Origin of the sequence: Paenibacillus xanthanilyticus, assembly GCF_042682185.1 — a bacterium.
Taxonomy (GTDB): Bacteria; Bacillota; Bacilli; order Paenibacillales; family Paenibacillaceae; genus Paenibacillus_Z; species Paenibacillus_Z xanthanilyticus.
Genome location: NZ_JBHUHA010000001.1, coordinates 3106820 through 3130434 on the forward strand (window position 1 = coordinate 3106820; position 23615 = coordinate 3130434).

20 protein-coding genes and 1 pseudogene are annotated in these 23615 nt (G+C 59.1%); 11 read left to right on the forward strand and 10 right to left on the reverse strand.

Going from position 1 to position 23615, the window contains the following annotated elements:
* Nucleotide 1: 1 nt before the first annotated feature.
* From ACFSKT_RS13140 to ACFSKT_RS13150, 3 genes are read left to right on the forward strand one after another with little or no spacing between them, the layout of a single operon-like run.
* On the forward strand, nt 2-1801 hold the full coding sequence (locus ACFSKT_RS13140; protein ID WP_377721451.1) for a cache domain-containing sensor histidine kinase: 1800 nt from the start codon (nt 2-4) through the stop codon (nt 1799-1801).
* 13 nt (nt 1802-1814) lie between these two features.
* The gene (locus ACFSKT_RS13145; RefSeq protein WP_377721452.1) at nt 1815-2819 is read left to right on the forward strand and encodes a substrate-binding domain-containing protein; all 1005 of its coding nucleotides are present in this window, start codon (nt 1815-1817) and stop codon (nt 2817-2819) included.
* A gap of 18 nt (nt 2820-2837) precedes the next feature.
* A complete protein-coding gene (locus tag ACFSKT_RS13150) occupies nt 2838-4133 on the forward strand; it encodes an extracellular solute-binding protein (protein WP_377721453.1) in 1296 nt (431 codons plus the stop codon).
* Nucleotides 4134-4364: 231 nt separating this feature from the next.
* Here the strand turns inward: ACFSKT_RS13150 and ACFSKT_RS13155 are convergent, their stop codons facing one another.
* Together ACFSKT_RS13155 and ACFSKT_RS13160 are read right to left on the reverse strand one after the other, a co-directional pair.
* Nucleotides 4365-5342: a DUF4871 domain-containing protein gene (locus ACFSKT_RS13155; protein WP_377721454.1), complete on the reverse strand. Its 978-nt coding sequence runs from the start codon at nt 5340-5342 to the stop codon at nt 4365-4367.
* A gap of 2 nt (nt 5343-5344) precedes the next feature.
* Nucleotides 5345-5911 carry an RNA polymerase sigma factor gene (locus tag ACFSKT_RS13160; RefSeq protein WP_377721455.1) on the reverse strand — a complete coding sequence of 189 codons (567 nt, stop codon included), beginning with the start codon at nt 5909-5911 and terminating at the stop codon, nt 5345-5347.
* A gap of 375 nt (nt 5912-6286) precedes the next feature.
* On the opposite strand from ACFSKT_RS13160, the gene ACFSKT_RS13165 reads away from it, so the two are divergent.
* From ACFSKT_RS13165 to ACFSKT_RS13180, 4 genes are all read left to right on the forward strand, one after another.
* A complete protein-coding gene (locus ACFSKT_RS13165) occupies nt 6287-7666 on the forward strand; it encodes an ABC transporter substrate-binding protein (RefSeq protein ID WP_377721456.1) in 1380 nt (459 codons plus the stop codon).
* Nucleotides 7667-7747: 81 nt separating this feature from the next.
* Nucleotides 7748-8650 (forward strand): carbohydrate ABC transporter permease, encoded by a 903-nt coding sequence (locus tag ACFSKT_RS13170; RefSeq protein ID WP_377721457.1) that lies wholly within the window; start codon nt 7748-7750, stop codon nt 8648-8650.
* A 16-nt stretch (nt 8651-8666) separates the two neighbouring features.
* Nucleotides 8667-9512 (forward strand): carbohydrate ABC transporter permease, encoded by an 846-nt coding sequence (locus ACFSKT_RS13175; protein WP_377721458.1) that lies wholly within the window; start codon nt 8667-8669, stop codon nt 9510-9512.
* Between the two features lie 99 nt (nt 9513-9611).
* Nucleotides 9612-10814, forward strand: coding sequence for an MFS transporter (locus tag ACFSKT_RS13180; protein WP_377721459.1), 1203 nt, complete (start codon nt 9612-9614; stop codon nt 10812-10814).
* Nucleotides 10815-11050: 236 nt separating this feature from the next.
* On the opposite strand, the gene ACFSKT_RS13185 is transcribed toward ACFSKT_RS13180, so the two are convergent.
* Nucleotides 11051-11479, reverse strand: coding sequence for a DinB family protein (locus ACFSKT_RS13185; RefSeq protein ID WP_377721460.1), 429 nt, complete (start codon nt 11477-11479; stop codon nt 11051-11053).
* A 28-nt stretch (nt 11480-11507) separates the two neighbouring features.
* Entirely contained in the window at nt 11508-13565 is a 2058-nt protein-coding gene (locus tag ACFSKT_RS13190) for a methyl-accepting chemotaxis protein (RefSeq protein ID WP_377721461.1), read from the reverse strand.
* A 277-nt stretch (nt 13566-13842) separates the two neighbouring features.
* On the opposite strand from ACFSKT_RS13190, the gene ACFSKT_RS13195 reads away from it, so the two are divergent.
* Together ACFSKT_RS13195 and ACFSKT_RS13200 are read left to right on the forward strand one after the other, a co-directional pair.
* Entirely contained in the window at nt 13843-14280 is a 438-nt protein-coding gene (locus tag ACFSKT_RS13195; RefSeq protein ID WP_377721462.1) for a MarR family winged helix-turn-helix transcriptional regulator, read from the forward strand.
* Between the two features lie 78 nt (nt 14281-14358).
* A complete protein-coding gene (locus ACFSKT_RS13200; protein WP_377721463.1) occupies nt 14359-17556 on the forward strand; it encodes an MMPL family transporter in 3198 nt (1065 codons plus the stop codon).
* Between the two features lie 104 nt (nt 17557-17660).
* On the opposite strand, the gene ACFSKT_RS13205 is transcribed toward ACFSKT_RS13200, so the two are convergent.
* Both ACFSKT_RS13205 and ACFSKT_RS13210 read right to left on the reverse strand, forming a co-directional pair.
* Nucleotides 17661-18953, reverse strand: coding sequence for an ATP-binding protein (locus tag ACFSKT_RS13205; RefSeq protein WP_377721464.1), 1293 nt, complete (start codon nt 18951-18953; stop codon nt 17661-17663).
* Between the two features lie 95 nt (nt 18954-19048).
* Nucleotides 19049-19849, reverse strand: coding sequence for an alpha/beta fold hydrolase (locus ACFSKT_RS13210; protein ID WP_377721465.1), 801 nt, complete (start codon nt 19847-19849; stop codon nt 19049-19051).
* A gap of 277 nt (nt 19850-20126) precedes the next feature.
* Here ACFSKT_RS13210 and ACFSKT_RS13215 point away from each other — a divergent pair, with 277 nt between their 5' ends.
* Both ACFSKT_RS13215 and ACFSKT_RS13220 read left to right on the forward strand, forming a co-directional pair.
* Nucleotides 20127-21020 carry a C40 family peptidase gene (locus ACFSKT_RS13215; protein ID WP_377721466.1) on the forward strand — a complete coding sequence of 298 codons (894 nt, stop codon included), beginning with the start codon at nt 20127-20129 and terminating at the stop codon, nt 21018-21020.
* A gap of 296 nt (nt 21021-21316) precedes the next feature.
* Nucleotides 21317-21493: pseudogene (locus ACFSKT_RS13220) on the forward strand (SpoVR family protein); the annotation flags it as partial.
* Nucleotides 21494-21575: 82 nt separating this feature from the next.
* On the opposite strand, the gene ACFSKT_RS13225 reads toward ACFSKT_RS13220, so the two are convergent.
* From ACFSKT_RS13225 to ACFSKT_RS13240, 4 genes are all read right to left on the reverse strand, one after another.
* Complete coding sequence (locus ACFSKT_RS13225; RefSeq protein ID WP_377721467.1) at nt 21576-22040, reverse strand: hypothetical protein; 465 nt, start codon at nt 22038-22040, stop codon at nt 21576-21578.
* Nucleotides 22041-22169: 129 nt separating this feature from the next.
* Entirely contained in the window at nt 22170-22328 is a 159-nt protein-coding gene (locus ACFSKT_RS13230; RefSeq protein ID WP_377721468.1) for a hypothetical protein, read from the reverse strand.
* Between the two features lie 61 nt (nt 22329-22389).
* Complete coding sequence (locus ACFSKT_RS13235) at nt 22390-22926, reverse strand: sigma factor-like helix-turn-helix DNA-binding protein (protein ID WP_377721469.1); 537 nt, start codon at nt 22924-22926, stop codon at nt 22390-22392.
* 148 nt (nt 22927-23074) lie between these two features.
* Nucleotides 23075-23569, reverse strand: a complete 495-nt coding sequence (locus tag ACFSKT_RS13240; protein ID WP_377721470.1) for a hypothetical protein — start codon at nt 23567-23569, stop codon at nt 23075-23077.
* Nucleotides 23570-23615 lie beyond the last annotated feature (46 nt).

Below are 23615 nucleotides of genomic sequence, written 5' to 3' on the forward strand. Positions count from 1 at the left end.
CATGTTCTTCGGACACCGTCGGCCGCTGCTGCCCCTGTTCCCGCTCAAGAGCATCCAATCGAGCATCTCGTTCGCGTTCTCCTGCCTCATCCTCGTGACGATCGCCGTGACCAGCTTTACCAGCTACCGGCTGTCGGTCGACGCCGTGGAGCAGAACGCGACGGGCTACGTCGAGGAAATCATCAAGCAGGTCAACAGCAACATCCAGTCCTACGTCGACAACATGGAGAACATCTCGCTGCTCGCCATGACGAACAAGGACGTCAAATATTACATCGCCGACAACAGCTTCATCAGCGCCGAGGAACGCCGGGTATACGAGAAGCGGATCTCCGACCTGTTCCAGGCGATCCTGTATACGCGCCAGGACATCGCGTCGATCATGGTGTTCGGCTACAACGACCGGTTCGTCTCGGACCGCCGGATTACGAGCCTGAACCCGAACGTGCGCCCCGAGGACACACCCTGGTTCAAGGCGGCCAAGGAAGCAAAGGGCCGCTCGGTCATCTCCGCGCCGCATGTGCAGAACATCATCAAGAACGAATACCGGTGGGTCGTCTCGCTCAGCCGCGAGCTGCGCAGCACGGACGGCATTATGCCCGAGGGCGTCTTCCTCGTCGATCTGAACATGAGCGTCATCAACGACATGGCTAGGCAGATCAACCTCGGCAACAAAGGGTATGTGTTCATCGTCGACGACGAAGGCAACATCGTCTATCACCCGCAGCAGCAGCTCATCTACAGCGGTCTGCGGACGGAGATGATCGACGAGGTGAACGCGGCGGCCAGCGGCACCTCCTTCGCGGTAGGCGGCCAGGACGGCAAGCGGATCTATTCCGTGCAGGACACCAGCTTCGGCTGGAAAATCGTCGGCGTCGCCTATACGGACGAGCTGATGGCGAACAAGGGCGCGATCCGCAAATCGATTTTCTACTATGCCCTGTTCGGTCTCGTCGTCGCCCTCGTGCTGTCGGTGCTGCTCTCGCACCAGCTGTCCCGTCCGATCAAAAACTTGCAGAAGGACATGAAGCTCGTCGAGAAAGGCAACTTCGACATCAAGACCCCGATCGGGCAGATGAACGAGATCGGCCAGCTCGGGCGCACCTTCAACATGATGGTCGGCCAGATCAAAAATTTGATGCAGGACGCGATCCTCACCCAAGAGCAGAAGCGCAAGAGCGAGCTGCAGCTGCTGCAGTCGCAGATCAACCCGCACTTCCTGTACAACACGCTTGATTCGATCATTTGGATGGCCGAGCAGAAGAAGCACGAAGAGGTCGTGCTCATGACGAGCGCGCTCGCCAAGCTGTTCCGCGCCAGCATCTCCAAGGAGAAGGAGATCGTCCCGATCCGGGTGGAGATCGAGCATATCAAGAACTATCTCATCATTCAGCAGATGCGCTACAACAGCCAGCTGGACTACAAGCTCGACATCTCGCCGTCCATCCTGCCCTACCGTTCGCTCAAAATCCTGCTGCAGCCGTTCGTCGAGAACGCCATCTACCACGGCATCCGCAATAAGCCGGAGAAGGGGCTCATCACGATTCGCGGCTTCGAGCAAGGCGGAGATATTGTCTTCGAGGTGGAGGACGACGGACTCGGCATGAGCGAAGAGCGGCTCGCCGCGCTGTGGAGCGCGGGCGAATCGGAGGCGTCCCCAGGCGGCAGCGGCCGAGGAATCGGCATCAGCAACGTGAACGAGCGAATCAAGCTGTTCTTCGGCGAAGCCTACGGCGTCGCCATCCGAAGCGAGCTCGAGGTCGGCACGACCGTGACGATCACGATTCCGCGAATCGAATGAAAGGAGCGGACCTATGCGCAAACGGCGGCTATCCATCATCCTGACCGTCATGACGGCGATTCTCATCCTTTACGCGGTGTTCTACACCCATCTGGCAGGCATTACGTCATGGGTCGGCGTCACCGGCTCGGAGACGAAGAGCATCATCGTCATCTTAAAATCCAGCAACGTCCGCTCCGACTTCTGGCAGGCTGTAAAAGGCGGCGTCGATGCGGCGGCCAAGGAGCTGAGCGTCGAGACGGTCGTACAGAGCCCGCTCGTCGAGACCGATGCCGACACGCAGATCACGCTGCTGGACGAGGCGATCAAGCGCAAGCCGCACGCGATCGTCGTCGCCCCGATCAACGATTACCGGATGGTCGACAAGCTGGAGCAGGTCCGCAAGGCCGGCATCAAGCTGGTCCTGATCGACAACCCGATCCCGCTCGATCCGCCGCCCGTATCGGTCGCCAATGATCACCTGAAGGCCGGACGGCTCGCGGGCGCGACCGCCATCAGCATGACCGGCGGCCATCCGAAGGTCGCGATCATCAGCGACAACGTCGATGCGAACGCGTCGAACGCCCGCAAGAGCGGCATCGAGCAGGCGCTGCTCGCCTACCCGGATGGCGTGTACGGCACTTATTACACCTTGGATGCCAAGCAGCGCGCCTACTTGATCGCCAAGTCGCTGCTCGGCGGAGGCCAGCCGCCGTTCAACACGTTCATTACGCTGACCGAATCGGCGACACTCGGCGTCGCCCAGGCCATCGAGGAAGCCGGCATGGCCGGCGAGATGAAGCTGATCGGCTTCGAGAGCTCCATCGACGAGATTCAGCTGCTGGAGTCCGGCGTGCTCGGCGCGACGCTCGTGCAGCGCCCGTTCAACCTCGGTTACCTGGCGCTGAAGACCGCGCTGCGCGAGATTAACGGCGGCGACGTCGAGACGACGACGCTCATCGATTCCACCGTCGTCAACCGGATGAACATGTATTCGGCCGAGAATCAAAAACTGCTGTTTCCGTTTAGCGAGAAATAGAGGAAAGGAGGAACGCCTATGCACGGCCGCCTCATCGTCGTCCGCGTCGCAATCTTAGCCGCGGCATGCGGGACGCTCGCGCTCGCGACCGCCGCCTGCTCCGGGAACGCCCTGCCGCCAACGCCGCTTAAGAACGAGGAAGAGCCGGCGCTCATCCGGTTCGTCGCCTCCGAATACAGCAGCGAGACGAAGCCGATGCTCGAAGCGCTCGTGCGGGAGTTCGAGCAGAACAACCCGAACATCGACGTCGAGCTGCAGGTCGCCAATTGGGATATTCTCGACGGCATCTACACGACGATGATCAGCAACAACCAACCGCCGGACCTGCTTAATACGAACGTGTACGCCCACTTTGCCGCCGACGGGCTGCTCAACGACTTGAACACGATCATTTCGGACGAGCTGAAGGACAAGTTGTATCCGAGTCTCATGCACATGGATCAGCTGAACGGCATCCAATACGCGCTTCCCTATGTGGCGTCGGTACGGAACTTATACTACAACAAGGAGCTGTTCGAGCAGGCCGGACTGACGAGTCCGCCCGCGACGTGGGAGGAACTTCGCGAAGCGGCCCGCGCCATTACCGCGACGGGCAAGGCGAACGGGTTCGGCGTCGACCTGACCGACAACGAAATTCAGGCGTACCTGTCCTACTTCTTCCTCGGCGCGGGCGGCGGCTGGCTGAAGGATGGGGAATGGGCGATTAACGCCAAGGCGAACGTCGAGGGACTCACGTTCCTGAAGCAGCTGTACGACGAAGGGCTGACCGATCCCGACCCGACGGTCACGACGCGGGATGAGAAGCAGCGCGTACTCGGCGACGGCCGGCTCGGCATGATGATCTCGGGCACCTATTTCGCCTCCGTCGTTCCCCGCGAATTCCCGAACCTGAAGTGGGGCTCCGGCCCGCTCCCGGTCAAGGCCGGGGTGCAGCCGCTCGCCTTCGGCGTCCATGACGTGCTCGTCTCCTTCAAGACCGACCATACGAACAAGGAGGCGCTGTCCGCCTTCATCGACTTCCTGTACAACAGCGAATCGTACGCGCAGATGGTCACCCGCGAAGGGTTCGTCCCGGTGCTGAAGGACGTCGGCAGCCAGCTCGCCGTGGCTGATCCGCTGATGAAGAACAGCCTGGACGCCCTCGCCGTCGCCCAGTTTTACCCGATCCAGCAGCCGGCTTGGCAGGCCGTCATGGACAAAGCCCGCAAGCTCGGCAGCGCCGTGCTGAACAACCACGTCTCCCCGCAAGCGGCGCTCGATCAGCTGCAGCAGTTCGCGGTGGCGCGCACGCAAGCCGTTCGCGAGGAGCGTTGACGGGAGCGGCGGATCATGCTTGTTGATTTGGGCGAAATGCTGGACGAGATGTCCGCCAGCCCCTGGTTTGCCTGCCTTCCTTTTGCGATAAGAAGACCACAGCATTCGGACACGAACGCTGTGGTCTTTTGCTTGTTGGGATGGTTTTTAAGCTAATCATATAGTCTAGTACCAGTTGTTCAACAATGGTGCTGTAAGGCAGGGCCGTCACCTTCTGCGCGGGCTCGAACATTACTTCACATCCACGACCACGCTGTCCAGCAGACTCCCTCTTACATACGGCAGCAGCCGCCACTTGCCGGCTTCCGGCAGCTCGATCATCGTTACGACGTGGCGATCCGCCCCGTTATTAGCACCGGCCAACGCGTTCGAGGAGAGAAACGGTTTCGTCTCGTAGACGGTCATCAGCTGATCCGAGCCTTCCTTCACGGCTTTGACGTCGAACGGGCCGTTCAGCTCGTCGCGGCTTCCCCAGAAATGCCACATGACTTTCTGCGCCTGTCCGGCCGTGAACGGCACGTCAAGAATGCCAACGCGCTGGTCCACGCCGCGCATCATGTAGGCACCCGAAGCGAACAGCGGGCTGGGCGTCCAAGCTGGATCAGGCATATTCAGCATGAGCTGTCCGTATAGTTGGTCGTCCAGCAGCACGCGAATGCGCCATTCTCCCCCGAGCGGTAAGGCGAATCGGACGGTATAGCGTTCGAGTCCCTCGTATCCGCTGCTCGGTCTCGAGATGGACGCCGATGACAATGTCTCCTCCTCGCCGGTCGCGACATGCTGCGCCTTAATCGTCAGCGTCCGCCGCATGAACGTCTCCATCGGCGCCGTGAAGGCGAACAGGTACCCGGTCGTTTCGCCCGCTCGCGCGTTCGGATCCGGATGAAGCGTGAACAGCAGACGGCCCTGCTCGTCGTACGCTTCGCCCGGGCCGGCGACGGACGCCGACGGGTTCCCGGCGCCGATGCCGCCGCGTAGGCCAGCGCCCCCTTCCCCGCTCCAGAGCGGCCCGAATACCAACAGCAGCGCGATCGTCACGGGCGCGAGCAATCCGGCGGCGATCCATGTCCGAACGACCCGCGCCCGACTCCGCTGTCCGACTCCGCCCGCCCGCGACATCACCTCCCGCTTCATCGCGTCTGTGAACCTTTCATTCGGAAACGGCGGCTTCTCCATTTCCAATGCCCATTGCGGCTTATCGTTCTGCATCGTTACGCCTCCTCTCCCACGCCGCCCTCGGACAGCATGGCGCTCAACCGTTTCTTCGCCCGGTGCGATCGCGACTTGACCGTACCCTCCGAGATGCGGAGCAGGGCCGCGATCTCCCGCAGCGCCAATCCATAGTGATAGTCCAGGATGAGCACCTCCCGATATTTGCGCGGCAGCCGCAGGACCGTCTCCCAGAGCGCGCGATTGTCCATCCCTTTGAGCGCGTCCGCTTCGGCCGAAGGCGCCGCGTCCTTACGGACGAGCCGGTCCGTCAGCGTCACCCGCCGCATGAAGGCGCTCTGCACAACATGCAGCGCCTTGTTCCTCGTAATCGTCAGCAGCCAGCTCTTGACCGTGCAGCCGCCCCGGAAAGCGTACAGTCCGTTGTACGCGGCAAGGAACACCTCCTGCGCCACATCGTCCGCGGCCTCCGGACGCTTCGTCAGGAAGAAGGCGTAGTTCCAAACGTCGTTCCCGTAAGCGTCCATCATATCGCGCAGCACCGGCGCCCGGTCATAGCCCGCGTCCAGATGCTTCAAATACTCCCAACCTTGCGCCAATGCATTCACCTCTATTCAATAAGACCGGCGAACGGCCGGTTTGGTTCCTTTTTCTCCCCCCACCCCGCGAAATCTGTTCTAAATTCTGACGAACAAAGCAGCGGAGCAAGAGAGGTGAGCCTGTAGAAGCGAAGCGTTCGCCTTTGTGAATGGATATCCCCCTTAATCTGACTAGATCAAGATATCCATGAACAACAGCGATCGAAAGGCCACCACTCGTGCGCAGCATTTTCTTTGTTCAATAATTTTAAAAGAATTTATTCAAGATTTCGCGGAAGATATTCGATTCAGCGATTTCGGCCCGTCCTCTATGATGGTCTTAGGCGCCGGAACACAAGAGAAGCCGGCGCGAACTCAAGAGAATGCCGAGGAGGGTTTGCATCAATGGTGCTTAAAAACAAACTCGCAATGGGGATCGCCGCGACGATGCTGGTACTGCCGCTTGCCGCATGCGGATCGAACAACGAAACAACGAACAACCAACCAGCGAATAACGCTGAAACGAAGACGAACGAGGGGACGAACAACGCCGCGAACACGGGCGGCGAGACGGCAGATGCCGGCGCGAAGCTGACGGGCGACTTCGAAATTCAATACTTCGTCGGCGGCTACGGCGACGCTTGGTGGAAGAAAGTCATCGCCGACTTCCAAGCGGCGAATCCGGAGCTGAACATCAAGGCGCTCGGCGGACCGAAAATCAACGAACAGAACAAACCGCGCTGGATCGCGGGCACGCCGCCGGATTTCGTGTACATCGACGGACCGGAGCTCAACGACCGCCAGCTCGTGGAAGACGGCCAGCTCGAAGACCTGACCGAGTGGATCCAATCCGCGACGAACGTCGACGGCGACAAAATCCTCGACATTCTGGCGCAAGCGCCGCAGCAGTACGACAGCAAAATTTACAACATCCCGCTCGTGCTCAACTCGTGGGGTATTTTCTGGGATAAAGCGCTCTTCGCCGAGAAGGGCTGGACGGAGCCGACCGATTACCAATCGTTCCTCGACGTCAGCGAGAAAATCAAAGCCGCGGGCATCACGCCATTCATCCATACCGGTAAATATCCGTACTACATCAACGGCGCGTTCCTGTTCCCGGCGATCGTCTCCGCGAACAACAACGACTACACGGTGCTGCAGGACATGGCGGCGAACAAGGTCGAAGCGTACGAAAGCCCGGCCGTCATGACGGCGCTGAACAAAATCGTGGAGCTGCGCGACAAAGGCTTCATCGACAAAGGTTCGGTCCAAATCAACCACACCGATTCCCAAATGCTCTTCCTGCAGCATAAGGACGCGTTCATCGCGAACGGCCTGTGGCTGCCGAACGAAATGTCCAAAGACGTGCCGCAAGGCTTCCAATTCGGCTTCATTCCGTCCGTCGGTCAAGACAACGGCGGCAAAATCGTAGCGAACACGTCGACGGCGACGGTTGCGATCGCGAAAAACGCGAAAAACAAAGATGCCGCGAAAGCGTTCCTGCAATTCATCTTCTCCAAAGCGCAAGCGTCCCAATGGGCGGAGCTGTCCGGCGCGCCTTCGAACATCAAAGGCGACATCAGCGCATCCAACGCGCCTTCCCATGTTAAAGACGCGGCGAAATACCTGACGGACGCGAACACGGTCGTCATCCCGACGATCACGTACAACGCCGACGTCGACAAAGCGATGCAAGACGCTTCCGCGGCGCTCGCGGCCGGCACGATCGAACCAGCCGACTGGGTGAAACGCGTCACGGACGCCGTGAAGAAAGCAGCGAAATAATCGGTTCATCTTAGGCACAAGCGGAGGATGGCGCGGGCGACCGGCCATCCTCCGAATTTACATGAAAGGAAGGTGAACGTTATGAACTCAGGATCAGCCAAGCTGCAGCGGACGGTGTTTATCGCCTCCTTCATCGTGCCTACGCTCCTGTTCTTCAGCGTGTTCACGATTTACCCGACGATCAAGGCGCTCTACTTCTCGTTCTTCGACTGGTCCGGCATGTCCCAAACGAAAGATTTCATCGGCTTCGACAACTACATCGAGATGTTCAAAGATCCGATCATCTGGCGCGCGATCGGCAACGACTATTTCCTTGTGCTCGGCAAAATCATCGGCATCATGGCGCTGGCGACGTTCTTCGCGGTCGCGCTGACGCGCTTCAACTTCAAGCTGGCGGGCTTCTTCCGCTCGATCTTCTTCATCCCGAACGTCATCTCGGTCGTCGTCATCGGCGTCCTGTGGAACTTTATCTACAACCCGCAAATCGGGTTCCTGAACTCCTTCTTGTCCCTATTCACGAAAGATCAGGTGACGATCACGTGGCTCGGCTTCGCGGATCATACGATCTGGATGCTCCTGCCGCCGGCTATCTGGGCCGGCATCGGCTTCTACATGCTGCTCTTGATCGCCGCCATTCAAAATATCCCGGAATCGTACTACGAGGCGGCCAGCCTCGAAGGCTCGGGCCAATGGCGTCAATTCTGGACCATCACGCTGCCGCTCATTTGGGAGCAAATGAAGGTATCCATCCTCAACATCATGATGACGACGCTGAACGGCTCGTTCGTCATCGTCTGGATCATGACCGAGGGCGGACCGGACAATTCCACGCAGGTCATGGGCACGTATTTGTACCAAATGGCGTTCCGTCAATACCACTTCGGCTTCGCGTCCGCGATCGGCGTGCTCATTCTCGTGCTGTCGCTCTTGACGACCGTCGTCCTGCAGCGCCTGATGCGCCAGGAATCCGTCGAGCTCGGCTAATTAGGAGGAGACCTACATGAACCAGGGGATCAAAAACCCGATCGTCAAAATCATCTTTCTCGGCATTCTGCTCCTGTGGAGCGTGTCCGTAATTTATCCGCTCATCTGGACGCTGCTGGACTCGCTGAAGGACAACCAGCAGTTCTTCTTCAACAAGCCGTGGGCGCTGCCGAATTTCCCGCTGCTGTGGGAGAACTACTCCTATGTATGGGAGAAGTATCACTTTGACAAATACTTCGTCAACTCGCTGGTCGTCACGGGCGGCGCCACGCTGCTCGGCCTGCTGCTCGCCGCGATGACCGCTTACGTGCTCGCCCGCTTCAAATTCAAGGGCAGCGGCATCATTTACGGCCTGTACATCTCTTCGATGATGGTGCCGTTCATCCTGGCGCTCATCCCGCTGTTCTTCCTGCTGAACTCGATGCATCTGACCAACACGAAGATCGGCCTTATCCTGGTGTACACGTCCAGCGTGCTCGCCTTCGGCATTTTCGTCCTCGTCGGCTTCTTCAAAGGACTGCCCAAAGAGCTCGAGGAAGCCGCGAACATCGACGGCGCCGGCTATTACGGCACGTTCTTCCGCGTCATGCTGCCGCTCTCGCAGCCGGGCCTGATCGCGGTCGGCATCATCAACGTGCTGAACATTTGGAACGAATACATCGTCGGTACGGTGCTCGTATCCGACCCTGAGCAATACACGCTGCCGATCGAGATCGGCGTCATGCAAGCCGAGATGCAGTACCGCACGGAATGGGGTCCGCTGTTCGCGGCGCTCATGTTCACGATCGTGCCGGTGCTCATCCTGTATATCATCTTCCAGCGTCAAATCGCCAGCGGGATTACGGCAGGCGCGGTTAAGTAAGCCGCCCAATCGGGCGCGAACGAACCTTAGCTTGGGCAATCGCCCGGCTAAGGTTGTCTTTTTGTATTCGGCCAATTCGACGCAAAGGAAGTTGTGCCCTTGTCTACCGACATACGCAAGCTGCTCGTCATGAACTCGGTCAGCTCCGTTATCGCCATTTATATTGGCATCTACGTCAATCTGTACCTGTGGGAGGACGGACAGCGGATCGCCGACGTCGCCTTCTACAACATGATCATGTTCATCGGCTGGGGCGCGGCCTTCTGGACCGCCGCCAAGCTGCTGACCCGCTTCTCGATCCGGTTAATCTACAGCTGCGCTGCGGGGCTCGGCGGCATCGCCTTCGCGTATCTCATGACCGTCACGCTCGATAACCGTCTGCTTTGGATCGCGCTGCTGGGTCTTCCGGTCGGCATGATGTTCGGCTTCACGTCGGCGGCGCAAAACCTCGGCATGTCCCTCCAAGGCAAGGCGAGCGAATTCTCCAGCTATTTCGCGGCCGTCAGCATTATTGGCCAAGCGCTGTCGGTATTGGTGCCGATCGCGTCCGCCAAGGTCATCGATTGGAGCGGCTACGGCGGCTCGTTCGTCCTCATGCTGATCGCCCTTGGGGTCATGCTCGTCTTCTCGCTGCGGATGCCGCCGATCGCCATGCCGAAGCTCTCCGATCCGAAGGAGCAGGCGGAGCTGGGCCGTTTCCGATTCCGCGCCGCGTTCGGCTTCCCGGGCGCCAAGTGGATGCTCCTCTCCCTGCTCGCCGGCGGCGTGTTCCTCCAGTTCCAGAACCTGTTCACGCTGCTCTTCACGTTCTCCGTCACGCAGAACAAGCTGTGGATCGCGCTGCTGAACGTGACGTACACGCTCGTGTCGCTGCTCGGACTCTGGCTGTACCGCCGCATCCAGATCAACGAGTCGCGCTGGCTTTGGATCGGGACACTCCTGCTCGCGGCGGGCTTCATCGTCGTCATGTTCCCGTATAAGGAGACCATGATCGCCTCCAACTTGCTGACGGCGATCGGCATGTTCTACTTCAATACCGTCTGGACGTCGCAGCAGTTCCGCTGCATCCAACCGCTCGGCGCCGCCCAGCGGGCTTCCTTCCTCGTCTGGCGCGAGACCCTGCTCATCGTCACCCGCTGCCTGCTGCTGACGATCACCTTCACGCTGACCGAGCTGCGCGGCGCCTTGTTCATCGCGCTCATCGTCATCACGCTCATTTGCCTGCTGGCGATGCCGGTGTTCCAGCTGCGGGCGCTGCGCCAGAATGAGCCGCGTGCGGAGACCGCGGAAGTGTCGGCGTAAGCTGCATAGCGAAGATCAGAAAGGCCGTTCGGGGCTTGAACCCCGAGACGGCCCTTTTTGCTTCACAACTTGACGTTAATACGACGCTCTCGCAACCTCGCCGATTATCGCTTCGCGGACGGCTCGACTTCGACTTTGAACACGTAGCTCGCGCTTCCTTGCGGCCATTTGGCCTGCACAATATACAGATGCTCGCCGGCGCCCGCCGCCAGGCGGAAATACGACGCCTGCGGGGTCTACAGCCCCACCCGCTCCTCCAGCTCGCGCTTTTGCCTCAGATGATGGCGGAAGTGCATGCCGATCAGCGCCTGCCACTCGCGCGCGTTCAGCCAGCCGAAGTCGCCATGCTCGACTTTGGCATTCGCATTGGCCGCGGCCGCCTTCCCTTCCAGCTCCCGCATCCGGCTCATGACCTGCCGAAGCCGCTCATCGAGGATTTCTATGCTGTCCGGGTTGTCCGCGTGGTTCATTTCATCGGGCAGCGCAATCTTGACGGGCGGGAATCCGCCGAGCCTGAAGACCTCCTCGCCCGCGGCCGTCTTGCCAAGCAGCTGTTCCGTTCCCGTTCCCACGCAGGTCTCCACGTGATCCAGATACTCGTGCGCGACCGCGATGAGATGGTCGTACATTTGGCCGAGCGACCATACGCCCGCCTCCGGCCCCAAAAAGAGAGAGGACTCCCCTCCCCGGCTATCATGCAAACCGGTTCAGCGAGTCCTTCAATTCGTTCGATAGCTTCTGCAGCCTCTCCGACAGGGCGACCAGATCGGCGCTAATGCCTAGCTGCTCGGCGCTCTGGGAGGCGACCTCTTCGGAGGACGCGAGCGATTGCTCCGAGATCGCGCTTACGCCCATCATCGCCTCGACGAGCGAATGCTGGATTTGCTCCAGCACCTCGGCCGACGTGCTCACGCGGTGCAGCTGGCGGCGGAACGCCTCCATGCTGCCGCCGGTCTGGCGGAACAGCTCGTCCGCTTCCTGCACGGCCGCGAGCTGCTCGCGGAACACCGGCTGCGCGGCCGACAGCATCGCCGCCGTCTCCCCGACGCCGCGCTCGATCGTACCGGTCAAGCCGCGGATCTCCTCGATCGACAGACGCGAGCGATCCGCCAGCTGCCGCACCTCGTCCGCCACGACCATGAAGCCCTTGCCCGCCGACCCGGCGCGCGACGCTTCGATCGCCGCGTTCAGCGAGAGAATATTGGTCTGCTTCATGATGTCGTTCAACAAGGCGAGCACCTTGCCGATCGAGGCGGCCGCGGCGTTGAGCGACTCGGCCTTCTCCGTGACGGCTTGGATGACTTCCTCGGAATGGGCGGTCTTCTCGCGCAGCTTGCGCATCGACGCCGTGCCGCGTTCGCTCGCTTCAATAACGTCGCTCGCCGCCGCGGACATCTGCCCGCTCGCCGCCATCATGTCGTCCGTCTGGCGCATCGCCTCGTCCGTCAGATCCTTGCCGCGCTCCGCGCCGAGCGCGAGTTCCTCCCCGCCCTTCGCGATATCCGCGGTCGCCGCCGCGACGTCCTTGGCGGCCAACTCGGTCGACGCCGACGCCGACGCGAGCGAATGCGCCGTCGTCAGCACTTCCTGCGCGGACATGCGCGTCTGTTCGACGAGCGCGCCGATGTTGCCCATCATCCGGTCGAAGCTCGCGCCGAGCTGACCGATCTCGTCCGCGGCCTTGGCATGCGTGCGCACGCTCAGGTCGCCCTCCGCGCCTTGGCGCATCAAGTCCCGCATCCGGACGAGCGGCCGTCCGATGAAGCGCGCCGTGAAGGTCGCGATAATAATCGAGGCCGCGCACGCGGACACCAGCACGACCGCGATGGCGCCGAACATGTCCTCCGTTTCCTTGTACAGGTCCGAGAACGGGATGTAGCCCACGATCTTCCATCCATTGATCACCGACTGCGCGAAGACGATCTGCTGCTTGCCTGCCGGATCCGCATAGCTGCCCTCCGTCTTCTCCATCAGCTCGGCCGGCATCGCCAGCTGGGACGGCCCGCCGTTGCCCCCCACCTTCTTGTCGTACACGATGCTGCCGCCCGGACTGATCACCTGCACGGTGCCTTCGCCCATCTCGACGCCGCTAATCTGCTCGCCCATGGCGGAGAGGTCGACGTCGATCAGCATGACGCAATAGCCGCCGGTCTGCCCGGCGCCGCGGATGACGCGACCGACCGAGAACGTCGGATTCGTGTTCCGGTTGTCCGGCAGGTTCGAACCGAGCCATACCGATTGGCCGTCTGCCTTGACGATCGATTGGAACCAGGCGTCCTCGCCGTAGCTCCGGTTTTTCAACAGTCCCGATTTGGTCGGGAACAACGTGCCGTCCATGAGCAGCAGCTCGATGGAGGTAATGCTTTGATCCGAATACATATAGTCCTGCAGCAGCAGATCGATGTCGTCCGCGAGCGACGCGTACGCCGGCGAGTCGGAGGCGTGGTCCGCCAGCGCGGTCACCGAATCGGCCAGCTTCTCGTCGACCATCATTTTGAGCAGGAGCCCATCATACGTTTTATACAGGAAATCGAGTTTTTGGGACGTCTGCTGCGCCGTTTGGCCGTATGCGGCGACGACCTTTTTCTCCAGCGCGCGCTTGGCGATCCCATATGAAATCATGCCGGATGCCGCGACGAACGCGACGATGGACGCGACCATGATGAGCCCGATTTTGAACCCGATGGATTGAAATATACGCCTCCATACCGGCTGACGTTCGGCATGCTTCTCTCTGACTACGCTGCGCATGGCAGGACCTCCCTTGAAGGAATGAAAGTTTAATACCGTTTCCTACCTCCACTATACCGGGCGCCATGTGGGTCAACCATCGAATATCTTCCTCTTAATCTCGAATTATTTATCAATGTCGACACGCCGTTCCGTCACCGAATGTTCACACATTCGAGGCCGTCCTCCGATTGACGACCGGCTGTCCGATTTTATATAGTTCTATCATAGAACTATTTCATCATCGAATAATACGAGCATGAAACCGTTTCAGAGAACGAGAGGAGGTTTGCACCAGTTGGAGCCGCAATTTTTGAGAGAACTGATCGTCCGCTACCAGGACGTGTTCTTCTCCGTCAACCGCAAGCTGGACGCCGTGCTGAAGGATCACATGCCGGACGGCTTGACGATCGAGCAATACGCGACGCTGCGCCATATCCGGGATAACGGCCCGTGCACGTCGTCGGAGCTGGCCGATATTTTTTGCGTCGGCAAAAGCTCGATCACCGCGATCGTCAATCGCCTCTTCGACAAGGAGCTGATCGAGCGCGTGCCGCATAAGACGGACCGGCGCGTAACCTATTTGAACCTGACCGAGGAAGGCGTCCGGGTGACGGCCGACATGGAAGAAAGAATTCAGCGCGCGCTCGCGCCCTATTTGAACCAGTTCGAAGCCGAGGAAGCGTTGGCGTTCATTGCCACCTTCGAGAAGCTGGCCCGCGTGCTGCACGGCTAGCAGCGCCGTTCCTTCACGGCGCTGAATTGTCAGCTTGTTGAACCCGCAATTTATAGATGATAGGAGAGAATGTCACGGATGAGAACGATATTGAAACTCCGGTGGGTCATGATCGTCCTTTGGATCGTCCTTGCCGCAGGCTTGATGGCGACCGCTCCCAATATGGCGGAGCTCGTGCGCGAGAAGGGCCAAGTCGACGTCCCGGACGGCTACTCGTCGTCCAATGCCGGCAAGCTCATCGAAGCGATGGAGGAGCAGAGCGGCGATAGCAGCGGCGCCTCCACCGTGCTCGTGTTTCACAATAACCAAGGCTTGAGCGATGCCGACAACGCCGAGATCAAGGCGACCGTCGAGCGCCTCAAGCAGGAGAAGGCGCAATACGGCATCGGCGGCGTCACCTCCCATGTCGATACCCCCGAGCTGGCCGAACAGATGGTCGCCAAGGATGGCAAGACGGTGCTCGTGCTGCTGAACGTCCAGCTGGACGGCCGCACGCCGGTCGAAGCCGCCGATGCGATCCACGACGCGGTCAAGGACGTCAAGGTGGAGCATTATTATACCGGCAACTGGCTCATCTCCGAGGACGTCGTCCAGAGCTCCCAGGAAGGGCTGAAGAAGACGGAGCTGATCACGGCGGTGTTCATCATCGCGATCCTGTTCCTCGTCTTCCGTTCGGTCGTCGCGCCGTTCATTCCGCTGCTGACGGTCGGCTTCAGCTACCTCGTCTCGCAGTCGGTCGTCGCGTTCCTCGTGAAGTACGCGGACTTCCCGCTATCCAATTTCACGCAAATTTTCATGGTTGCCGTACTCTTCGGCATCGGCACCGACTACTGCATCCTGCTGATCAGCCGGTATAAAGAGGAGCTCGCGCACACGAACGACCGCGCCGAAGCGATCGTGACGACCTATCGCACCGCCGGACGCACGGTCATCTTCTCCGGACTCGCAGTGCTCGTCGGCTTCGCGTCCATCGGCTTCTCGACGTTCGTCCTGTACCGCTCGGCCGTCGCCGTCGCGGTCGGCGTCGCCGTCATGCTGATCGCGCTCGTCACGATCGTGCCGTTCTTCATGGCAGTGCTCGGCAACGCGATCTTCTGGCCGTCCAAAGCGGCTGCGGGCCATAAGCCAAGCCGCTTGTGGGGAACGGTCGGACGCTTCTCGCTGAAGCGCCCGCTCTGGTCGATCGCCATCCTGGCGGTGCTGACGATTCCGTTCCTTATCGCCTACCAAGGGTCGACATCCTTCAACTCCCTGGACGAGATCGGCGAGAAGTACGACTCCGTCAAAGGCTTCAACATCATCGCCGACAGCTTCGGTCCCGGGGACTCCCTGCCGTCTACGGTCGTCGTGAAGACGGATCGGCCGCTGGATACGTCGGAAGGCTTGGCGGCGATCGAGCAGCTTAGCCGGGAGCTTGCGAAGGTCGACGGCGTGAAAGCGGTCCGCAGCGCGACGCGCCCGACCGGCGAAGCGCTGGACGAAATGCAAGTTACCGACCAGGTCACGCAGCTGGAAGACGGCATCGGCAAGAGCGAAGACGGCATCGGCCAAATCACGGACGGCCTCGCCGAAGCGAGCAGCTCTCTCGCGGCGAACGCGCCGAAGCTCCATGAAGCCGTCGACGGGGTCGGCGAGCTGATCGCCGGCACGAACGCGCTCAAGCAAGGCGTCGAGCAGCTCGGCGGCGGCCTGAAGCAGCTGCAGCAAGGACTTGCGAGCGGCGCGGCCGGCGCGGGCGAGCTGAAAGCCGGCCTCGCGCAAGCCAAGTCGAGCGCGGACCAGCTAACCAAGGCCAGCGAGCAGCTGCTCGGCAATTACAAGAAAATGGCCGGTGGTCTCGGTCAAGTATCGGATGCCTATAGCGCGCTGGCGAAGCAGCAGGCATCCATCGCGGCCGGACTGGACGGTCTCGGCCAAAGTCTCTCCGGGCTGGCGTCCAAATACCCGGATCTTGCCGCTGATCCCGAATTCCAGCGCGCGCAAGGCTCCGTCACGGCGCTTGCGGACGGCGCGAAGCTGCTGAGCGGCGGCATGACGCAGCTGAACGGTCAGCTCGCCGCGATCGTCGGCGGCCTGAACCAAGCCAATGCCGGTTTCTCGCAAGCGTACGCCGGTCAATCCCAGCTGACGCAAGGTCTCGGCAAGCTGGCAGCCGGCATCGGACAGCTGCAAGCCGGCGTCGCCAAGGCGGCGGACGGCCAAGGACAGATCGTCGCGAAGCTGCCGGCCCTGACCGGCGGATTCGACCAGCTCGCGGCGGGGCAGAAGGAGCTGCAAGACGGCTTCGCTCAAATCAGCGGCCAGCTGGGCCAACTGACCGACGGCTTGAATCAAAGCGTCGACGGCTTGTCGCAAGTGTCCGACGGACTCGGCTCCGCGGGCGACTACTTGAGCGGCCTTGCTTCCGCGCCGGATAAGCAGCTCGCCGGCTGGTACATCCCGCAGGAAGCCATCGACGGCGAACAATTCCAGGCTGCGCTCGACGTCTACCTTTCGCAGGATCGCCAGACGGTGAAGTTCGACGTCGTCTTCGGCGGCAATCCGTACGAGATCGAGACGCTCGAGAAGGTGGCGGATCTGGAAGCCGCCATTACCCGCGCGCTGAAAGGCACGGCGTTCGCGGACGCCGAATACGCCGTCGGCGGCGTATCGAGCATCAACAACGACCTGCGCAATATTTCCGCCGCGGACTACTCGCGCACCGTCGTGCTCATGCTCATCGGCATCGGCATCATTCTGATCGTGCTGTTCCGCTCGATCGTGATGCCGATCTATCTGATTCTGTCGCTGCTCATCACGTTCTACACGTCGATGGCGATCGCGGAAGTGATCTTCGTCCGCATCATGGGCTTGTCGGGCATCAGCTGGGCGGTACCGTTCTTCGGCTTCGTCATGCTGATGGCGCTCGGCATCGATTACAGCATCTTCCTGATGGACCGGTTCAAGGAGTACCGCCATCTGTCGCCGAAGGAAGCGATTCTCCGCTCGATGGAGAATATGGGCACGGTCATCATGTCGGCCGCGCTCATCCTGGGCGGCACGTTCGCGGCCATGCTGCCTTCCGGCGTCATGTCGCTGCTCCAGATCGCGACGATCGTGCTCTGCGGCCTGTTCATGTACGCGCTCGTCATGCTGCCGCTGTTCATCCCGGTCATGGTCCGGGTGTTCGGCGAAGCGAATTGGTGGCCGTTCATGAACCGCAAGGAGGACGAAGACGATTATGTCGGCCAGCCATCGGTCGTCATTTCCGGGAAGAGCGACTCCCATCACGGTTAACGGAACTTAGCCGATCACCTCGCATCGCAAAAAAGCACCGCCGACGCTCATCTACGAGCGTCGCGCGGTGCTTTTTGTGTTATGTAACCCCTATCCAAACCTGGTCACGAGGTGCGTTCCAGCCTCACCGGCTCATAGCGCTTGAATCGGATGTCGCATACGGTACCCTGGCCGAGCTTGCTCTTGTACCGGATCGTGCCGGACATCAGCTGAACGAGCTGTATAACCACGAGCATGCCGAGCCCGGTTCCCGCTTCCTTCGTCGTGAAGAACGGCTTGCCGATCTGCCTCAGCTGTTCTTCGCTCATGCCAACTCCCGTATCCGACACTTGGATGCACAGCTTGCCGCCTTCCGTCCACGTCATGACCGTCATCGTGCCCCCGGTCGGCATCGATTCAATCGCGTTCTTGAGTATATTCAGCATGCACTGCTGGAATTTCTTCGGCTCCCCGAGCATCATGAGCGGACCGTCCTTCATGTGCTGGATCCGAACCTCCACGTCCGCCATCGTGGACAGCGGCATCACCCACGGCATCAAGCCATCCAGTTCGGCCCGGATATCAATCGGCTGCTGAGGCTCGCGGGTCGGCTTGGCATAATTTAAGTAATCCGAAATAATGGCGTTCGCGTGATTGATTCCCTCGGCGGCATATTCCCGATATCGCTCGCGCGTCTCCTCGTTAAGGCCTTTCTTGCCCATCAGCTGCAGGAAGCCTTTCGCCGTCGTCAATGGGTTGCGGATCTCGTGCGAGATCGAGGCGGCCATCTGCCCGATGACCTGATACTTCTCCGCATTCATCAACTCCATTTGCAAATACTCCTGATACTTCACCCGATGGTACACGGCGCTGACGAGCAGCGAGGAGACGACCGTGCCCAGGAGGGTCCAGAGCGTCGCCCTGCCGCCCGGAAGTCCGTTCCCGATTCCATATCCCCACGCCAGATAGATCGCGACATGCATCGCCACGAGAAGGAGATACCGCTGCAAATACCGGGCATATGAGACGCACCCCGTAGTGCGGCGATCGAAATAGGCGCCGAGCAGCAGCATCGCGGTCGTGCCGGCGATCGTCGGCAGCCAGTCGTTGCCGACAATTAACGTGCCGCACAGCGTAAAAGCCGCCCATGCGGCCAAGCCTGGCACAAGCCCTTCGAACAAAACCGCGAGCGCGATCGAGAGGGGCGTCAAATGAACGGCATAGACGAACGGATCGACCGTCTCGGTCGCGAAATACAGACACGATAGCAGCGCCAAGATGATGACATAGGCAAGCCTTCTCCGCGTCTCTCCGAACAGCTTCAGCGTCACGACCAGAGACAGAAGACAAGCCCCGAATATATAAAGCAGCCCATGAAACTCATGGGTCAATAAGGTGATCCAATTTTGTTCGCCCATGCATCTGACGCTCCCTGACAGGTCCTCGCCTACTTTCCCCCCATTATACATGGCGAAACTGCAAAATTCCCGTTTTTTTGCGATCTTTTTACATTTTACTTACGAAAAGAGTGCGTTCTGTCGAAAGATAGAGTAGAACCTAAATGCGAGAGCCAATTTTCCAATGCACCGGCCGTTAACGAGAGCTGCTCGGCCTCCGAGATGGCGGGCGGATAGTCCTGCCATTCTTCTGCATAAGAAGCGAACTGCTGATGATTGCCGCCGCGAATATTGACGTACTCGGTCGTGCCCGGCAGCTGCTCGCGCTCGCGGTCCGAGACGTTCAGCGTAATAATGCCGTCTTTCGTAGCCGCCACCTGCAGCACGGGCAGCCCGACTACTTCCTTTCCCGCTTCGCGGTCAATGAAGGAAGCGATGAGGAACAAGCCTTCCACACGCTCGCGATGCGAGGCCGCGTAACGGGCGGCTACCGCGCCGCCCAAGGAATGGCCGCCGATCACGAACGCCTCGCGGGGGTGCTTGTTCAAAATATGCGTCGCGCGCTCGGGTGCAAGCGGCGAGAAATGAAGCGGCATTTTGACCAGATAGACGGGATAGCCGCGCTCGGCCAGCATGCGCGCCCATGGCGAATACCCCGCCGCATCCGCCAGCAGACCGGGGTACACGATGACGCCGGGGGATTTTCGGTCGCCTTGCGCAGGCTCCAGCAGCCACCATTCCGACGACGAGGAGACGCGCACCCGGCTGTCGCTCATCAGCGCCACGATTGCTTTGTCGCTCGGCTCGAAGACGGCGATCCGGTACGCCGTTACCAGCGCAATCGCGAGCAGGCAGACGAGGAGCAGCGTACGGTTCAGCCTCCGCTCGAAGCGGTCGGATAGGCGCATGCCCATCATTGTTTGCCTCCTTCCAGCGTTGCAGCGTTTTCAAATTATTCGCCCGGATTCCGGACGTTATTCCGGCATTTCGGCATCGCCATCTATTCCCTCGCGACGAGAAGCCCGTTAAAACCAAGGGTTCAACAGAGATTTGGCCTGTGCGGCGCGGGTTTTCCAGCTATTGATGGATGATTGATCAGCTGCGAGATTGATATAGTTACGAGGCAGTTGCGGGCCAACGCAGGTTCGGCACGACAAAATGACATTCACAATGACGACAGGGGGATACTTATTCATGAAGAAGAAAGCAGCCGCAATTCTTAGCGCATCCATCCTTATCTCCGCCAACGGCATGGTGACTGAAACCTTTGCCGCGACGATGGAGCCGACGACGGCCGTGACGAGCACGACGACGACGGAACCGACGACAAGCACGACGTCGGGTACCACGACAACGACAGGTACCACTTCGACGACAGGTACGACGACTGGCACGACTACGACAACTACGGGTACGACAACGCCGACGACCAGCACGACTACAACGACTACCGTAACGACAACGACGTCGCCAACCACGACGACCAGCTCGACAACGACGACAACTTCCACGCTGCTCAAAGTCGGCTCGACCGGCGATGCGGTCATCAAGCTTCAGACGGTCCTGAAGCAGCTGGGTTATTTCACCTATCCGACGATTACGAATTATTACGGCACGGTAACGCGCGACGCCGTCATGGCCTTTCAGCTTGACTACGGTCTTGCGGCGGACGGCATGGCCGGGACGATGACGCAGACGGCGATTGCGCGCGCAGTGCTCAAGCAATCGCTGCTGGCGGACAGCAAAACGTATATCGGCGTGCCTTACCTGTGGGGCGGCACGACGACGGCCGGCTTCGACTGCTCGGGCTTCGTCTACTTCATGTTCAATAAGTTCGGCGTGACCATGCCGCGATACACGTCCGCAAGCCTCTATACGCAAGGCACGGCCGTCGCCAAAACGATGCTGCGTCCGGGCGACCTCGTTTTCTTCAGCATCGCCGGCAACGGCAAGGTCGACCATGTCGGTTTCTATTTGGGCAACGGCGAGTTCATCTCGGCGCTGAGCTCCAAGGGCATTTATATTCAGAAGATGGAGAACAACTCGTATTGGACGCCGCGTTACCTTGGCGCGCGCCGCGTGTACTAATTTTCGTACTGGCACATTCGCAAGTCTATATGCTCGCATCGCTCCGCACTGGTGTCCACAACGCCGGCGCGGAGCTTTTTAACGTCACGCAGAGCTTGCTTAACATACATACCCTTTTAGCTTGGACCTGGCTCACTTTTCATATGCATGGCTCGGCCTTTCGCCTTACATCCCCATCAACCGATACCTGACATGAGCCATGTCCCGCCGCAATCGACATATCGGCCCCCCTCCCCCCATAAGATGAAGGAAGAGGAAAATTCGGGCTTCACGCCTGCCGAAGGGGGAACCGCATCGTGCATCAGGACGAAATCAAGGCGCTCGAGCGAGCCATCGACGAGATCACAGAAGTAGCCAAAGGGTTCAATCTGGACTTCTATCCCATGCGCTACGAAATTTGCCCCGCGGACATTATCTACACGTTCGGCGCTTACGGCATGCCGACCCGCTTCAGCCATTGGTCGTTCGGCAAAGTAAACACCCACTATTATGAAAATTAACTTAACGATAGAAGCAGAAAACCAGCACTTAAAGGGTGCTGGTTTTAATTTCGAATTAATATTGGCTATTCACAAGAGCTTTTATTTTCAAGGTGTTTTCAGGTAGTGGCCCAATTAAATCTACAACATCTTCTGTATCAGTGTTAATTTGCATGTGGTGAATAGCATAGATATTCAATGTTGATACATCAATCCTAATATCTGTCGAAGAATTTACGCCACTACTAAACGCTGGGGCATATATTGGATGGTTAAAATTTCCGACAAAAAATTCTTCCCCTCTTCCAATCAAATGCACTTTGACAAACATGTTTCTGGTATTGTCCCCATTCCCAATGCTGTTGCTTTTAAACCAATCGTTTTGTCCTGGACCCAGACTCGGGGTTTCTCTTGGCGCCTTATCCGTATCGCCTTCCCATATAAGTCTAAATGTTAAGCCGGGATCAAAATCTTTGTGCGTCTCATTATAAACGGTTAGTTTGTTTTGTTTTTTAGCCAGTTCTTTTTCACTGTGCTCCATACTTATGCCCCTTCTTTCGCTACGATTTAAAGATGGTTCACACTATGTTGCGGTTAATCCTTGAGAAACTATACAAACTGCTGATTTCAAATTGCTGTCAAACAAAAAAGCCCCACATTGGGGCTTTTCTCATTGAGCGATCGACAGCACTTCGCCCTTTTCTTCTTCTGTATCTTCGTGTAAAGGAATGTGAACATAAGTGCCGTTGTCCATCGCCCGTTGAATCGCTCTGGCGATAATCTCGTGGAGAAGGTCTTCCTTCTCGGGAGACAGCTTCAGTATCTTCAATCACATCCCCTCCTCATGGTTTAGTGTATGCGGCCAGTACAGTGGGACAACCCTTCGCATTTTACATTAGGAACAAATTGCCGCCGAGATCCGCGCTGACTTTCTTCTGAGCGCGCTTGATGTATTCGTCCACCGAGGTTTTCTCGATCTTCAGCAACTCCGCGATATACGAATGGCTGAATCCGTGCCCATGGCACATGACATAGCAATCGCGTTCTCGATCGCTTAGCCGTCGCAGCGCCTCCTCTAGCTGGAACATCTCCCAGTCGGAGAGGTTCGTCGGGCTGCCGGCTTTACTCTTCTCGACGTATGCCTGCAGGCGGACCGGGTCCATCAGCTTTTCGCGCTGATACGCGCTGCGCCGCTCGATCCCGCGCTTGTTCCCAGGCAGCTTCCCGGTATGCAACCACATGATCGTGAAATTCACGTCCGAGATTGCCCCGCGCAGTGTCGGCGCGTCAGGCCCATCTTCGCCGCACTTGATCAGCGCCTTCCGAAGCTGCCAATAAGTCTCGCGATACGCAAGCTTCAGGTCTCGCATGTGAAGCATGAATCCGCGATCGTCGAGATCTGGTATTTTCTTTTTTCGCTCACCCACTCCATTCACGCCCCTTGCTTGTGGGAGGCCCCGGCGAACCGGGGCTGTGTGTCTATTTGATCGACCAGAACAAAACTATGATTAATCCCCAGCATGCTGCGCTAAGTGCCCAGACAGCGATCATTCCCCAATTCAGTCGGCGCATCGATTAAAACCCCGGATCGTCTTCGGTATCCAGGCCGGGCAAGTCATCCTCGCTGGCGTCGGATTCCAAATCGCTCTCCTCTTTTTCATCTGGATCCTCATCATCGACGCCGTGCATCGGATCGTCACTCACCGCCGATTCTCTGGCGCCTTCTCCGGCTGCTTTCTCGTCATCGCCGCCATCCGCCTCCGCCGCAGTATCCTCCTGCTCGGCAGCCTGGTCGATCGTCATCTGGCCATCATCTTCCTTCGACTCGACTTCTGCTGTGCCGTCGCTGTTTACATGGAACTTGATGCCCTCCGGTCGCTGCGGTACCGCCGGACGGTAATCGTCGATGTCCAGCTGGGAGGAGCTGAACAAGATGTGCGCGGTGCCGCCCTCCTTGATCCGGCGCAGCGTCTCGAGCTGATCCCCGTCCAGATCGTGAAGGGTGATGGTGATGACTTCCTCTTTCGCGAGTTTGATGTCCTTGATCTTACCTGCCAGAATTGTTTGCATTTATAATTGCTCCTCTCGAATTTAAATAAGTTCTTGACGTATGTTC

Bases quoted from the DNA above. Each gene is read 5' to 3' on its own strand.
- ACFSKT_RS13140 (WP_377721451.1), top strand. From the start codon at position 2: ATGTTCTTCGGACACCGTCGGCCGCTGCTGCCCCTGTTCCCGCTCAAG.
- ACFSKT_RS13145 (WP_377721452.1), top strand. From the start codon at position 1,815: ATGCGCAAACGGCGGCTATCCATCATCCTGACCGTCATGACGGCGATT.
- ACFSKT_RS13150 (WP_377721453.1), top strand. From the start codon at position 2,838: ATGCACGGCCGCCTCATCGTCGTCCGCGTCGCAATCTTAGCCGCGGCA.
- ACFSKT_RS13155 (WP_377721454.1), bottom strand. From the start codon at position 5,342: ATGCAGAACGATAAGCCGCAATGGGCATTGGAAATGGAGAAGCCGCCG.
- ACFSKT_RS13165 (WP_377721456.1), top strand. From the start codon at position 6,287: ATGGTGCTTAAAAACAAACTCGCAATGGGGATCGCCGCGACGATGCTG.
- ACFSKT_RS13170 (WP_377721457.1), top strand. From the start codon at position 7,748: ATGAACTCAGGATCAGCCAAGCTGCAGCGGACGGTGTTTATCGCCTCC.
- ACFSKT_RS13175 (WP_377721458.1), top strand. From the start codon at position 8,667: ATGAACCAGGGGATCAAAAACCCGATCGTCAAAATCATCTTTCTCGGC.
- ACFSKT_RS13190 (WP_377721461.1), bottom strand. From the start codon at position 13,565: ATGCGCAGCGTAGTCAGAGAGAAGCATGCCGAACGTCAGCCGGTATGG.
- ACFSKT_RS13200 (WP_377721463.1), top strand. From the start codon at position 14,359: ATGAGAACGATATTGAAACTCCGGTGGGTCATGATCGTCCTTTGGATC.
- ACFSKT_RS13205 (WP_377721464.1), bottom strand. From the start codon at position 18,953: ATGGGCGAACAAAATTGGATCACCTTATTGACCCATGAGTTTCATGGG.
- ACFSKT_RS13210 (WP_377721465.1), bottom strand. From the start codon at position 19,849: ATGATGGGCATGCGCCTATCCGACCGCTTCGAGCGGAGGCTGAACCGT.
- ACFSKT_RS13215 (WP_377721466.1), top strand. From the start codon at position 20,127: ATGAAGAAGAAAGCAGCCGCAATTCTTAGCGCATCCATCCTTATCTCC.
- ACFSKT_RS13225 (WP_377721467.1), bottom strand. From the start codon at position 22,040: ATGGAGCACAGTGAAAAAGAACTGGCTAAAAAACAAAACAAACTAACC.
- ACFSKT_RS13240 (WP_377721470.1), bottom strand. From the start codon at position 23,569: ATGCAAACAATTCTGGCAGGTAAGATCAAGGACATCAAACTCGCGAAA.